Source organism: Streptomyces sp. NPDC057638, from assembly GCF_042800315.1.
Taxonomy (GTDB): Bacteria; Actinomycetota; Actinomycetes; order Streptomycetales; family Streptomycetaceae; genus Streptomyces.
The window spans coordinates 1-13,165 of the sequence record NZ_JBHVHF010000235.1 but is presented as its reverse complement, the minus strand read 5'-3'; the positions used below and the strand labels follow the sequence as shown (position 1 = coordinate 13,165).

The window sequence follows — 13,165 nt, the reverse complement described above, 5'->3', positions numbered from 1 at the left end:
CCGGCCGCCAGTCGGCGGCCGGGCCCCACCCGTATCAGCGGCACCGGTCAGTCGTTGGCGACGACCGGGTAGCGCGGGGTGCCCTCGGCCATCTGCCGCAGGGCGTCCTTGCGGTCGCGCTTGGAGAGGCGGTCGATGTAGAGCCGCCCGTACACATGGTCCGTCTCGTGCTGGAGGCAGCGGGCGAAGTAGCCGCTGCCGCGGACCACGATCGGGTTGCCGTGCAGATCCTGTCCGCGCACCACCGCGTAGTCGGGGCGGGCCAGGGGGATGTAGGCGGTGGGGACGGAGAGACAGCCCTCGTTGGCCTCGTCCAGGACACGCTCCTGGGGGTCCAGCTCGTCCAGGGCCGGGTTGATGACATAGCCGACATGGCGGATGCCGTCGTCGTCCGGGCAGTCGTAGACGAAGATCTTGCGGTCGACGCCGATCTGGTTGGCGGCGAGGCCCACGCCCTCGGCCGTGCGCTGGCTGGCGAACATGTCGTCGACCAGCCTCGCCAGCTCCTCGTCGAACGCGGTCACGTCCTGGCACTCATGGTGGAGCACCGGGTTGCCGACGACCGTGATCGGACGGGAGGTGCCGCGCTCGCGGTACGCCAGCTCACGCGCCTCACAGTCCTCCGTGTCGATGACGAACCCCTCGTCGTCGACGGGGAGACCCCCACTGACCTGCTGGTCCACATCCTGCTGCGACGCCATGTCTGCCGTACGCCTTCCTCGGTGCTCGATCCTCGGTGGCCGGGGGTGGTCCACCTCCCGGCCCGGTGACGCGGAGGTCCCCTGGTCCGTACAGCCTACGGGCTGATGTCAGCAGACCTCTTCGAGATCGCGCCACTCACGGCTGTCCGGGCTGTCGGCGACCCAGCCGTCCAGCAGCCCCCGGACCAGCGCGGGCGGGGCGGCGATCCCGCACTCACGCTCGGGGGACCACAGCTCCCCGGCCCTGCGGTGGCCGAGCGGCCCGGGATGGCCCGGCTCGCTGTGGTCATGCGGGTCCAGATGCTCGCCCTCGCCCTCGGCGCTGGGCATCCGGCTCTCCGAGCAGGCCCGGCAGAGCAGCCGTACCGACGACGACCAGTCCTCGGCGGCGAACCCGGCGTCGGAGGCGAGCTGCTCCAGCGCGTCCCGGTCGGCCTCGGTGGCGGCCTCCAGCAGCACCACCCAGGTCGGCACCGGGGAGGGCGCCCACAGCTCGATCTCGTCGAAGACGGGGTAGGCGGGCCCGGCGGAGGTGGTGCGCTCCCCGTTGGGCACTCCGTCGTGCAGGACCACCTCGCCCCAGCGGCGGCCGGAGGAGGGCAGCGGGATCGACAGCACCTCGATCCTGGCCGGGTCGAGCCTGCGCCCCCACACCACCTCGGCCTCCCCCTCCGGGGAGAGCCGTACGGCGGCGCTGCCGAGGTCCATGCCGAACTCTCCGGCCGGGCCGTGCCCCCCGGGGGCGGTGGTCCGGCCGGAGAGCCCGGGGACCTTCAGTCCGTACGCCTGCCAGGCGCGGCGGGCCAGCGGCCAGTCCTGGAGCGCGGTGGCGGCGATCCCCACGTTCCACCAGTCGGGAGCGCCGGTCTCCTTGTCGAGCAGCGCCACCGCGCGCAGTCCCGCGGCCCTGGCCTGCTCCCAGTCATGGCGGAACTTGTGCAGCAGCGCCAGATTGAACCAGGACTCCGAGAGCCAGGGCTCCAGGTCCGCCGCCCGTGTCAGCAGGGCTCCCGCGTCCTCGTACCGACCGTCGCCGATCAGCGTGAACGCGCGGTCGGTGGCCTGCCGCCACGAGGCGGAGGGCCGATGCCGTACCTTCCCGAAGATCCTCACGATTCCCGCCTGCCGGTCGCTCGGGTCACTTCCCCCGGACGTGCTGTCCACTCGACACCGTGGGGTGTGTCTGCTTGACGTTGGTTCTCTCTCCTCTTTCGCATCCAACCATGCCGGGTCGGGAGCTGGCTCATTACCCATGGGTTACCCGGGAGAGACCTGGAGCAGACGCTTCCGGGGGCTCACCCCGACGGCGGGCCGCCCCGGGCCAGGACCCGGGCCAGGCACTCCACCACCTCGGGCTGGAAGTCCCGGCCGGTAGCCCTCCGCAGCCGTTCGAGTGCCCCGGCACCGGCCCCCGTACACCCGCCCCCGGCGAGATCGTCATAGGCGTTGGCGGTACGGACGATCCGGGCCGGCAGCGGTTGCTCCCGGTAGGGATCGGCCTGGCGCTCCACCACGACGGCGACGGTCGGCGGGACCCCGGTCTGCCGGACCACCGCCCCGCCGAGCAGGGCGATCCGGCGCTGTTCGGCCAGCGGCAGCAGGGCGGTGGCGCCCGCCGGGACCGGATCGACCAGCGAGAGCTGTCCGATGTCGTGCATGAGCGCCGCGTACTCCAGCACGGTCAGCTCGGCCCGGGTCAGCCCCATCTCCCGGCCGACGGCGGTACTGAGCGCCGCGACCCGCTGGGCATGGCCCGAGGGCGTGTAACCAGCGATGTCGGTGGCACGGGCCAGGGAGGCGATGGTCTGCCGATAGGTGGCCCGTACCCCTTCGTACCGCCGGAACGAGAGCTGGGTGAGCAGCAGCGGTACGGAGAAGACCGGCAGCGCCCAGAGCCCCGCGGCGGCCACCGCCAGCGCGATCACGGTCCCCGTGGCGCACACCGCCGACCCGATTCCCGCCATCGCCCGCAGCTCCTCCCGCAGCAGCGGACCGTACGGATAACCGGTGCGGGCCCACAGGAGCACCGCGCCGAGCACGGCGTCACAGAGCGCGATAAGGATCAGCAGCAGCAGCAGGAAGAGCGCGTACCCGGCGCCGGGATGGAGGTGGTCGAGGCCGCCCGAGGCGTAGAGCGGCTGGAAGCACACGGCGGCGAATCCCGCCGTCAGCACCCGGCGCACCACATGATCGAGGACGGGCCCCGGGCCCCGGGAGAGATGGGGCAGCGCACCGGCGAGCGTGGCCACCGAGACGACCATCACCACATGGAGCGCACCGTGACTGGTCGGTTGCCCCCCGCACTCGCCAAGGAGGGCGTACGCCAGTGCTCCGGCCGCTCCGACGGGCGCGGGCTCGCGTTCTCCCGGCGCCGCGCGCCAGCGGGCCAGCTCCCCGACGGCGATGAGCGCCCCGAAGGCGAGGGCGTTCCCGGGCTCGTGGAGCCCCCAGCCCAGGACCCGGACGGTACCGGCGACCGCGAGGAACGCGGCGGCGGAGTGGGCCAGCACCAGCACCAGCGCGCCGGGGGTACGCAGGCCCCGGGGGCTCGGGCTCTGGGGTGGCGGCCAGCGGCGGGGCCGGGGCGCCAGCGCGGCGACGCCGGGGGCGGCGAGCGGGCCCGGGACTGGATCCGGGCCGGGGCCTGGGGCGGGGCCGGTACCGGAGACGGGGCACGACGCGCGGCCCGGGACGGGGCCCGGGTCCGGACCGCCCGCCCGGCTCACCCTCGGCCGCCCTGCGCGCCTTCGGCCCTGCCGTGCGCGGCCACCCGCACCAGCTGGGGCGGGGCCGTACGACCGTCCCCACGGGGGCCGGGCGCGGGCTCCGGCACCGGTGTCGCCGACGCGTCGGAGGTCACCTCCGCCTCCCAGCCGTGCTGCTCCAGCGCCCGTGCCAGCGCCGCGACCATCCGGGGATCGAACTGGGTGCCCGCGCACCGCTCCAGCTCCGCCAGCGCGACGGCGACCGGCCGGGCCCGGGAGTAGGAACGGGTCGAGGTCATGGCGTCGAAGGCGTCCGCCACCGCCACCACCCGGGCGAACTCGGGGATCTCCGCGCCCACCAGACCATGCGGATAGCCGCTGCCGTCCATCCGCTCGTGATGGTGGAGGATCGCGGACCGCGCCTCGCCGAGGAAGCCGATGCCGCGCACGATCTCATGCCCGTACTCGGGGTGGAGCTGGATCACCCGCCGCTCGTCCGGGGTGAGCGGGCCGTCCTTGCGCAGCACCCGGGTGGGAACCCCGAGCTTGCCGACGTCATGGAGGATCCCGGCGAACCGGATCACCTCCAGCCGCTCCTCCGGCATCCGCAGCTCGCGCCCGATCAGCACCGACGCCCGCCCGACGCGCTCACTGTGGCCCCGGGTGTAGCGGTCCTTGAGGTCGACCGCCTGCACCAGGGCCCGGATGGTCGCCTGATGGGCGGAGCGCTCACGGTGGTACTGGGCGAAGAGCCAGCACGAGATGTACATCGGCAGCAGCACGAAGAGCGCCGAGACCGGCCCGTACGGGCTGCGCCACAGCACCGCCATCATCAGCCCGGCGAGCCCGTGTACCAGGTGCGGCACCAGCGAGCGCAGCATCAGCCCGCGCCAGGCGATCCGCAGCGGGAGCCGCTCGGCGGTGGCGAGGATGCCCGCCTCCAGCACCGTCATCGCGAGACAGAACACGAGCGCCCCGGCCGCGGCGGGCACCAGGGCGTACGGGAAGTCCGGCGTCCCGGGCCGCTCCAGCGCGCGCCCTCCGCCGAGAACGACGAAGGCATGGGCCGCGCTCCAGGTGGCGAGGGCGACCTGGGCGGCGCGCCAGACCCTCCGTACGCCGGACGGGCGGCGGTCGACCCGGCCGAGCAGCGCGCCGGGGACGGCGACGAGGGTCGCGACCGGCGGCGGCAGCAGAAACGCGGCCGCGAGCAGCACCGGGAAGAAGGAACCCGAGCTGACCGGGACCAGCGCGCCGAAGTGACGGCAGCGCGCGGGGAGCTCACAGAGTGCGTAGAGCGTGGCCAGCAGGGCCAGCGCGCTCCAGTGCACCGGTACCTGACCGCGCGGGACGGGCAGCGCGCAGAGCACACCACCGGTCGTGGCGCAGAGGATGTACACACGTGCCGTCGCAGGTACGGACCTCACTGCACCCGCCCCCTTCTCATCTCGCCCGAAACGCTAGCGAGTTGAAACGGGAGGGTCCCCTGAGAAGCCGGGTGTTCGCACAGACGGGTGACTCCCCTTGCCACCCCCTCCCCGGGCCGTCTACGAGCCCGGCGCGGGCGGGCCGTTCCACCGGGGGCATGGCGCCGGCCCGCCCTCAGACCACATGGAAAACCCCCAGGCCCATGGCCTGGGGGACGACCACCAGAGAACTACAGCCGCTCTTCCGGCACCGAGCTGCCGGACCGGATCACATCGATCCGCCCCATCACCTTGGCCCGCAGATCCGTCGGCACATCGTCATGCCCACAGCACCGCTTCACCAACTGCTTCACGGCCTGCTCCAGGCCGTACTTCTCCAGGCAGGGGGAGCACTCCTCGAAGTGCACCTCGAACTTGGTGCAGTCACTGTCGGGCATCTCGCGGTCGAGAAACTCATAGAGGTGGTCGAGCACCTCCGAGCAGTCCGTCTCGTGCGGCTCTTCGCAGCTCATGAGCCCGAGCCTTTCGCTTCGTTCGACTCCCCCGCACCGGCCGGGACCAGTCCGCGCTCGCGGGCGTAGTCCTCCAGCATGCCGCGCAGTTGCCGACGGCCACGGTGCAGGCGGGACATCACCGTCCCGATGGGTGTACCCATGATGTCCGCGATCTCCTTGTACGCAAAGCCCTCGACATCGGCGAGATAGACGGCGATGCGGAACTCCTCGGGGATGGCCTGGAGCGCGGCCTTCACATCGGAGTCCGGCAGATGGTCCAGCGCCTGGGACTCGGCCGAGCGCAGTCCGGTCGACATATGCGACTCGGCGCGGGCGAGCTGCCAGTCCTCGATCTCCTCGGCGGCGCTGCGCTGGGGTTCACGCTGCTTCTTGCGGTAGGAGTTGATGAAGGTGTTGGTGAGGATCCGATAGAGCCAGGCCTTGAGGTTGGTGCCCTCACGGAACTGGTGGAAGGAGCCGTACGCCTTGGCGTAGGTCTCCTGCACGAGGTCCTCGGCGTCCGCCGGGTTGCGCGTCATGCGCAGCGCCGCGGAGTACATCTGGTCCAGGTAGCCCAGGGCGTCCCGCTCGAAGCGCGCGTTGCGCTCGGCGGGCGTCTCCACGGACTCGGTCCGCCGCTCTTCCCGTCCCTGACCCTGTGCCGCCTGGCCGTCGTCGGTCCCTGCGTCGGTCCCAGTGACCGGACCCACCTCCTCCAACGCTATGACGGGACCGAAAGCGGACCCGCTCGAATCGGAGAATAGTCGACCACCGGCCACTGGCTCCTGTCGGTCGCCGCCGCGACGCGCTCGGACCGGTGCCGTCTTGGCCGCCGTCAGCACCGACCACTCCAGGTCAGCGGCGTCGGTACGGCGGGGGCAGATGGTCGGACCCATGCGCGGGACTCCCTACTCCAAGCTCTGGTGCTGACACCCTGACATCCGCCTCAACAGAGCCGGAGGGCCCGTCATTCCCCCAGGGCCGCCAGCCAGTCCCGTACCGCGCGTGTGATCGTCGTCACGGTCTCACTCTCGGTGATACCGGAGCGCTTGGGGACCGCGAAGCCATGATCACCGAAGGGGACCACCGCCATCGCGTACGGGCCGTCGGGGAACTCCCCGGGGCGGCCGAACGGGTCGTTGGCGCCCTGGACGACGAGGGTGGGCACGCCCGCTCCCAGCAGTTCCCCGGCGCGGGAGCGCTCGGGGCGGCCGGGCGGATGGAGCGGGAAGCTCAGGGCGAGGACGGCGGCGGCGCCCAGCTCCCGCGCGGTGCGGCAGGCGACCCGGGCACCCGCGCTGCGCCCGCCCGCCACCACCGGCAGCCCGTCGGCGCTCAGCGCGGGCCAGACACCGCGCCAGCCGGTGTCCAGGGTCGCGGGGGCGGGGGCGACCTTCTTGCCCGCCACCCGCCAGGGCTGCTCCACCAGGGCGACGGTCACCCCGTCGGCGGGCAACTCCTCGGCGATGCCGGCCAGGTCGCGGGCGCCGACGCCACCCCCGGCGCCATGGCCGAGGGCCAGGACCCGCCTCGGTTCCCGGGCGCGGTACCAGTGCACCCGCGCGGTTCCCGCGTCCGTCTCGATGGCCTCGCTGTCACTCATGGGCCACATCCTGCCCTCCGTGAGCACGGTACGGAGGCGGGGACACCGACTGCGGGCCCAAGGGCCCAAGGGCTCACGGACCCAGACGCCCAGACGCCCAGGCGCTCACGGGCTCACGGGCTCACGGGCTCACGGGCTCAGAAGAGCGTGCCCTCCTCCGGCGCCGCCAGCTCCGTCAGCAGTTCCGGACCGTTGTTGCGTACGTTGCTGACGGCCGTGCCGACCGCGTACGCCCGCATCAGCCCCTCCGGCGGGGGTTCCAGCAGCGCCCTCAGCTCATCGACATGGGTGCGGGTGGGGTCCAGCCACGCGTCCCAGCGGTCGGGGGTGAGCATCAGCGGCATCCGGGGGTGGATGTCGGCGAGGGTCTGGGGGCCCTCGACGGGGGCGACCCCGAGCGGTCCCCGCTCCGCCTCGGTGGTGATCACCGTGCACGTCACCCACCAGGAGCGGGGGTGGTCGTCGGGGAGGGTGCGGTCGCGCCAGAACTCGTAGAGCCCGGCCATGGCGAAGACCGAGCCGTCGGCGGGGGTGACGAAGTACGGCTGCTTGCGCGGGCGCTTGCGCTTGCCCTGCTCCTCCAGTTCGCGCTCACCCACTCCGGTGACCCACTCGTAGTAGCCGTCGGCGGGCACGATGCACCGGCGCGAGGCGAAGGGGCTCCGGAAGGACGGCTTCTCGTGGACCGTCTCCGCCCGGGCGTTGATCATCCGGGCCGCGCCATCGGGCGAGCTGGCCCAGGACGGCACCAGACCCCATCTCAGCCTGCGCAGCTGCCGAACCGGACGGGGACTGTCCGCGTCTTTCAGAGGACGTTCGAGGATCGCGTGGACCTCCTTGGTGGGGGCCACGTTCCAGTCGGGGGCCAGGGTCTCCTCCGGCTCCCACCGCTCCACTCCGAACAGGCTCACCAGGTCCTCGGGTCGGCGGCTCGCCGCATACCTGCCACACATGAGTGCCACACTGCCACTTCCGTCCGCCCTCCAGGGAGCCGCCCCAGAAATGCGTCCGACGAGCACCGGGCCGAGCCCGATAAACACCGACATAGCCCCCGACGCGGCCGCGGCGGGCCCGGACTCCGCGTTCCCGGAGCGGCTCGCGACGGGTCTCCTCGACTCCTCCGCCACCGACCTCTGGGAACGGCTCTCCGGCACCCAGTCCGCCCCCGAGCGCTGGCTGGTGCTCGCGACGGCCGCGCTGGCACTGCTGGCCGTGCTGCCCCGGCCGCTGTGGCGGCTCTCGCGCACCGCCGTCACCATCGCCCACGAGGGCGGCCACGGTCTGGTGGCCCTGCTCACCGGGCGCACGCTGGAGGGGATCCGGCTCCACTCGGACACCAGTGGCCTCACCGTCAGCCGGGGCCGGCCGACCGGCCCCGGCATGGTGCTCACCGCCGCCGCGGGCTACACCGCGCCACCGCTGCTCGGCCTCGGCGGCGCCTGGCTGCTGGCCGGGGGGCGGATCACCCTCCTCCTCTGGGTGGCGACCGGGCTGCTGCTGGCGCTGCTGATCATGATCCGCAATGCCTACGGCGCCCTGACCGTGCTCCTGACCAGCGCCGCCTTCCTGCTGGTCTCCTGGCAGGCCCCGGCCGAGGTCCAGGCCGCCTTCGCCTACGCCGCCGTCTGGTTCCTGCTGCTGGGCGGGGTCCGTCCGGTCTTCGAGCTCCAGTCCAAGCGCCGGGGCGGCGGGGCCCCCGACTCCGACGCCGACCAGCTCGCCCGCCTCACCCATGCCCCGCCCGCCCTCTGGCTGCTGCTCTTCCACGCCGTCGCGCTGACCTCCCTGATCGGCGGCGGACGCTGGCTGCTCGGTCTCTGAGCCGCGGCGACGGGGACCGCACGGGAAACCCGTACCCAGGGGGCGGCAGGGAGGGCGGACGCGGTACGGAGGGACCGTCCGGGCGCGGGGAGCCTCCGGTACGGGCGCCGGGGCCCGGCGCCGGACACGCTCCCGCCGCCGGACGGCACCGTCCGTACCACTCCATGATTACGCCCCGGTTTCGACATATTTGATCAAGATCCGGCCTCCGGACGAGCCACTAAGGTAAAGACCATGACCGAAACCTCCGCGCACCCTGCCCTCTGGCCCGCCCCGTACGCGACCGGAGCCGTCGAAGCGACGGTGACCGTGCCCGGTTCGAAGTCGGTCACCAACCGCGCCCTGGTGCTGGCCTCCCTCGCCGCCGACCCGGGCTGGCTGCGCCGCCCGCTGCGCTCCCGCGACACCCTGCTGATGGCCGAGGCCCTGCGCGCGCTCGGCGTCGGCATCGAGGAGGGTGTCGGTCCCGACGGCGAGGGCGAGACCTGGCGGGTCATCCCGGCCGGGCTGCACGGCCCCGCGACGGTCGACGTCGGCAACGCGGGCACCGTGATGCGCTTCCTCCCGCCCGTCGCCGCGCTCGCCGACGGCGTCATCCGCTTCGACGGCGACCCCCGCTCGTACGAGCGTCCGCTGCACGGAGTCATCGACGCCCTGCGCGCCCTCGGCGCCCGGATCGACGACGACGGACGGGGCGCGCTGCCGATGACCGTCCACGGCGGCGGCGCCCTGGACGGCGGTCCGGTCGAGATCGACGCCTCGTCCTCCTCCCAGTTCGTCTCCGCGCTGCTGCTCTCCGCGCCCCGCTTCAACCAGGGGGTCGAGGTGCGGCACGTGGGCCGGCGACTGCCGTCGATGCCGCACATCCGGATGACCGTGGACATGCTGCGCGCCGTCGGCGCCCAGGTCGACGAGCCGGAGACCGGCGGCGAGCCCAATGTCTGGCGGGTCTCCCCCTCCGCCGTGCTCGGCCGGGACATCACCGTCGAGCCCGACCTCTCCAACGCCCAGCCCTTCCTGGCCGCCGCCCTGATCACCGGCGGGCGGATCACCATCCCCGACTGGCCCGAGCGCACCACCCAGCCCGGCGACGCCCTGCGGCGGATCTTCACCGAGATGGGCGGCCGCTGTGAGCTGACGGAGGCGGGGCTGACCCTCACCGGCAGCGGCCGGATCCACGGCATCGACGCCGACCTCGGCGAGGTGGGCGAGCTGACCCCCGGCATCGCCGCCGTCGCGGCGCTCGCCGACTCCCCCTCCACCCTGCGCGGCGTCGCCCATCTGCGGCTCCACGAGACCGACCGGCTGGCCGCGCTCACCAAGGAGATCAACGAGCTCGGCGGCGATGTCACCGAGACCGCGGACGGGCTCCACATCCGTCCGCGCCCGCTGCACGGCGGGGTCTTCCACACCTATGACGACCACCGGATGGCCACCGCCGGATCGATCATCGGACTCGCCGTCAAGGGCGTCGAGATCGAGAACGTGGCGACGACGGCGAAGACGCTTCCCGACTTCCCCCGGATGTGGACCAGCATGCTGGGAGCGGAAAGCTGAACAGGAACTGACATGCGGCGTTACGGCAAGAACCCCGACGAGGACGATGTCCGCGTCCGCCCCAACCGCAAGGGCAACCGGCCGCGGACCAATATCCGCCCCAAGCACGAGGACGCCTCCGAGGGCATGGTCCTCACCGTCGACCGGGGGCGGCTGACCTGTCTCGTCGAGGACCGCGTCATCGTCGCGATGAAGGCGCGGGAGCTGGGCCGCAAGGCCGCCGTCGTCGGTGACCGGGTCTCCCTGGTCGGCGATCTCTCCGGCGCCAAGGACACCCTGGCGCGGATCGTCCGCATCCAGGAGCGGTCCTCGGTACTGCGCCGCACGGCGGACGACGACGATCCGTTCGAGCGGGTCGTCGTCGCCAACGCCGACCAGCTCGCCATCGTCACCGCGCTCGCCGACCCCGAGCCGCGCCCCCGGCTGATCGACCGCTGTCTGGTCGCCGCATACGACGGCGGACTCACCCCCCTCCTCGTCCTCACCAAGTCCGACCTCGCGCCACCGGACGAACTGCTGGAGATGTACGGGGCGCTCGGCGTCCCCTATGTGGTGACCACCCGCGACGAGTTCGTGGACGGCCTGGCCGCCGAGCGGGTGCGCGAGCACCTCACCGGGCGCACCACCGCCTTCGTCGGCCACTCGGGTGTCGGTAAGACCACCCTGGTCAACGCGCTGGTACCGGAGGAGCGGCGACGGTCGACCGGCCAGGTCAACGCGGTGACCGGCCGGGGCCGCCACACCACCACGTCCGCGCTCGCGCTGCCGCTGGCCGATGACGGCGGCGGCTGGGTGATCGACACCCCCGGTGTGCGCTCCTTCGGACTGAACCATGTCGACCCCTCCCGGGTGATCCACGCCTTCCCCGATCTGGAACCGGGCACGGTGGACTGCCCACGGGCCTGTAGCCATGACGAACCGGACTGCGCCCTGGACGCGTGGGTCGCCGACGGCCATGCCGACCCGGCGCGCCTGGTCTCCCTGCGCCGGCTGCTCTCCACCCGCGAGCGCCGCGAGGGCGACTGACCCGAACCGGGCGGCGGCGGGCCCGTACGGTACGGGGCCGCCCCCGGCGACGGGCGCCTCCGCCATCTCCTCGCCCTGTTTCGGACAGTCCGCGGTCATGGCCGGGGAACTCCCGGGCCGGACCCCGCCGGTGTGCCCTCTCGGCCCGGCCTCGGTCACCACCGCCTCGGCGCCCGCCCCCCACGGCCCGACACCGCTGTTCAGAGCCAGGGCCGTCGGCTCCCGCGGACAGCGGACCGGCCGGTGGCCCTCCCCCGTACCCCCGGTCGGCCCCGATCGCCCCAGCCCGCCGTGACGCATGTGATACGTGAGGGGATGAGTGAACCAGCCGAAGCCGGGTAGCCAAGCCAGGGCCACCGGCTCCAGCACCATCGCCCCGCCCGGCGGCTCCGGGACTCCCGTGGTTCCCCGGACCGGCTCGTCCCCGGCGGTCCACCAGGACCGGCGGAGCCGCCCAGGCCGAAAAACGATCGTCCGACGACGCGCAGGCAACCATCCACCCACGGTTGCGGTCTTCGGATATCGACAGGGGCATAATCACATCAAGTCTGACGAAGCGGTCACCGACTGATGGGGAGGCACTCGCCATGGCCTGGCTGCTCGTGGTGGTCGCGGGAATCCTGGAGACCGGGTTCGCCGTCTGTCTCAAGCTCTCCCATGGCTTTACCCGGCTCTGGCCGACGATCGCCTTCGCCGCCTTCGCCCTCGGCAGTTTCGGACTGCTGACCCTGGCCCTGAAGAAGCTCGATGTGGGGCCGGCCTACGCGGTCTGGACCGGCATCGGTGCCGCCGGTACCGCCATCTACGGGATGGTCTTCCTCGACGATCTGGTCTCCACCCTCAAGATCGTCTCCATCACCCTGGTCATCGTCGGCGTCATCGGGCTCCAGCTCTCGGGCTCAAGCGGCCACTGACACCCACCGCCGCACCCCCGGGGCCGATGTCACCCCACCCGCCCCGGCGCCCCGCCATCCTCCCAGCGCCCTTCCCCCGCCACCTCCCCCTCGGCGCCTCCCGCCGGGGCAGGCACACCGCCCACCGGGGCGGCTGACCAGGGCGGACCCGGATGTCCCGGTTGCACGGGGGCGATCACATAGGAGAGCGCCAGCCGCACCGCCAGCTCACATCGGGCGGCGAGCGTCCCGGCGTCCTCCCCGGAGTACTCCGCGCCCCCCTCCTCCTGCCGCGCCAGCACCGCCAGCGAACGGTCCCGGACCAGCGCCACCACCTCCCCCGGCACCGGAAGTCCGGCGTCCACACGGCGTTGCGCCAGGGTCAGGGTCGGCGCCGCACCGCGACGGCCCGGCTTGGGCCTGGGCATCCGCTCCCCCCAGCAGCCGGTGAGCAACGCCCGCAGCAGGGGCCGGTCCCGGGCCTGCCGCACGGTCCACTCGGCGACCGCCGCCAGGGGATCCACCACGCCGTCCCGCTCCCCGAGCAGCCGGTCGACCCCGTGGAGATAACGGTCGGCCTCACGCCAGAGCAGGGCTCGGGCCAGCCCGTCCTTGCTGCCGAACTCGTTGTAGAGCGTCTGCCGGGAGAGGCCGGCCGCCGCCGCGACATCCACCATCCGCACGGCGGACCACGGCAGTTCGTCCAGTGCCAGCAGAGCGGCGTTCAGCAGGGACTCGCGGGCCGTGGCCATCCTCGCCTCCCCAGGCGCCGCACGGCTCCCGGATCCGGACGCCCACCCTTCCGCACGGCATGGCGCACAGGGTTGACGGGCTCCTTTCAACTGTCAAGGGTCATGACAACCCCTTCACCCACGCCCGGGAGCCTCCGGGGCCCCGGAGGCTCCCGGGCTAGCATGATGACCATGTCCGACTACCAC

General features: G+C 72.9%; 13 protein-coding genes. 4 read left to right on the top strand and 9 right to left on the bottom strand.

Annotated features, from left to right (window positions below; all coding sequences use genetic code 11):
* Positions 1-47 precede the first annotated feature (47 nt).
* The 8 genes from def to ACFVIM_RS25955 form a co-directional block, all read right to left on the bottom strand.
* A complete protein-coding gene (gene def / locus ACFVIM_RS25990; protein WP_384305820.1) occupies positions 48-701 on the bottom strand; it encodes a peptide deformylase in 654 nt (217 codons plus the stop codon).
* Positions 702-809: 108 nt separating this feature from the next.
* The gene (locus ACFVIM_RS25985; protein WP_384305817.1) at positions 810-1,814 is read right to left on the bottom strand and encodes a tetratricopeptide repeat protein; all 1,005 of its coding nucleotides are present in this window, start codon (positions 1,812-1,814) and stop codon (positions 810-812) included.
* Between the two features lie 182 nt (positions 1,815-1,996).
* A complete protein-coding gene (locus ACFVIM_RS25980; protein WP_384305814.1) occupies positions 1,997-3,217 on the bottom strand; it encodes an HD-GYP domain-containing protein in 1,221 nt (406 codons plus the stop codon).
* 206 nt (positions 3,218-3,423) lie between these two features.
* The gene (locus tag ACFVIM_RS25975; protein WP_384305812.1) at positions 3,424-4,833 is read right to left on the bottom strand and encodes an HD-GYP domain-containing protein; all 1,410 of its coding nucleotides are present in this window, start codon (positions 4,831-4,833) and stop codon (positions 3,424-3,426) included.
* A gap of 230 nt (positions 4,834-5,063) precedes the next feature.
* Entirely contained in the window at positions 5,064-5,345 is a 282-nt protein-coding gene (rsrA, locus tag ACFVIM_RS25970; protein WP_384305809.1) for a mycothiol system anti-sigma-R factor, read from the bottom strand.
* Positions 5,342-6,037: a sigma-70 family RNA polymerase sigma factor gene (locus ACFVIM_RS25965; RefSeq protein WP_384305807.1), complete on the bottom strand. Its 696-nt coding sequence runs from the start codon at positions 6,035-6,037 to the stop codon at positions 5,342-5,344. Before ACFVIM_RS25965 ends, rsrA begins: the two co-directional genes overlap by 4 nt.
* A gap of 257 nt (positions 6,038-6,294) precedes the next feature.
* On the bottom strand, positions 6,295-6,930 hold the full coding sequence (locus ACFVIM_RS25960) for an alpha/beta family hydrolase (RefSeq protein WP_384305804.1): 636 nt from the start codon (positions 6,928-6,930) through the stop codon (positions 6,295-6,297).
* Between the two features lie 137 nt (positions 6,931-7,067).
* Complete coding sequence (locus tag ACFVIM_RS25955) at positions 7,068-7,883, bottom strand: SOS response-associated peptidase (RefSeq protein WP_384305802.1); 816 nt, start codon at positions 7,881-7,883, stop codon at positions 7,068-7,070.
* Between the two features lie 49 nt (positions 7,884-7,932).
* Between ACFVIM_RS25955 and ACFVIM_RS25950 the strand changes: the two genes are divergently transcribed.
* The 4 genes from ACFVIM_RS25950 (at position 7,933) to ACFVIM_RS25935 (ending at position 12,248) form a co-directional block, all read left to right on the top strand.
* Entirely contained in the window at positions 7,933-8,751 is an 819-nt protein-coding gene (locus ACFVIM_RS25950; RefSeq protein ID WP_384305799.1) for a M50 family metallopeptidase, read from the top strand.
* Positions 8,752-8,985: 234 nt separating this feature from the next.
* Complete coding sequence (gene aroA, locus ACFVIM_RS25945) at positions 8,986-10,308, top strand: 3-phosphoshikimate 1-carboxyvinyltransferase (RefSeq protein WP_384305797.1); 1,323 nt, start codon at positions 8,986-8,988, stop codon at positions 10,306-10,308.
* 12 nt (positions 10,309-10,320) lie between these two features.
* Positions 10,321-11,334: a ribosome small subunit-dependent GTPase A gene (gene rsgA, locus ACFVIM_RS25940; protein WP_384305794.1), complete on the top strand. Its 1,014-nt coding sequence runs from the start codon at positions 10,321-10,323 to the stop codon at positions 11,332-11,334.
* 587 nt (positions 11,335-11,921) lie between these two features.
* Positions 11,922-12,248 carry a DMT family transporter gene (locus ACFVIM_RS25935; protein WP_384305792.1) on the top strand — a complete coding sequence of 109 codons (327 nt, stop codon included), beginning with the start codon at positions 11,922-11,924 and terminating at the stop codon, positions 12,246-12,248.
* 29 nt (positions 12,249-12,277) lie between these two features.
* On the opposite strand, the gene ACFVIM_RS25930 is transcribed toward ACFVIM_RS25935, so the two are convergent.
* The gene (locus tag ACFVIM_RS25930) at positions 12,278-12,979 is read right to left on the bottom strand and encodes a TetR/AcrR family transcriptional regulator (protein WP_384305788.1); all 702 of its coding nucleotides are present in this window, start codon (positions 12,977-12,979) and stop codon (positions 12,278-12,280) included.
* Between the last annotated feature and the right edge of the window lie 186 nt (positions 12,980-13,165).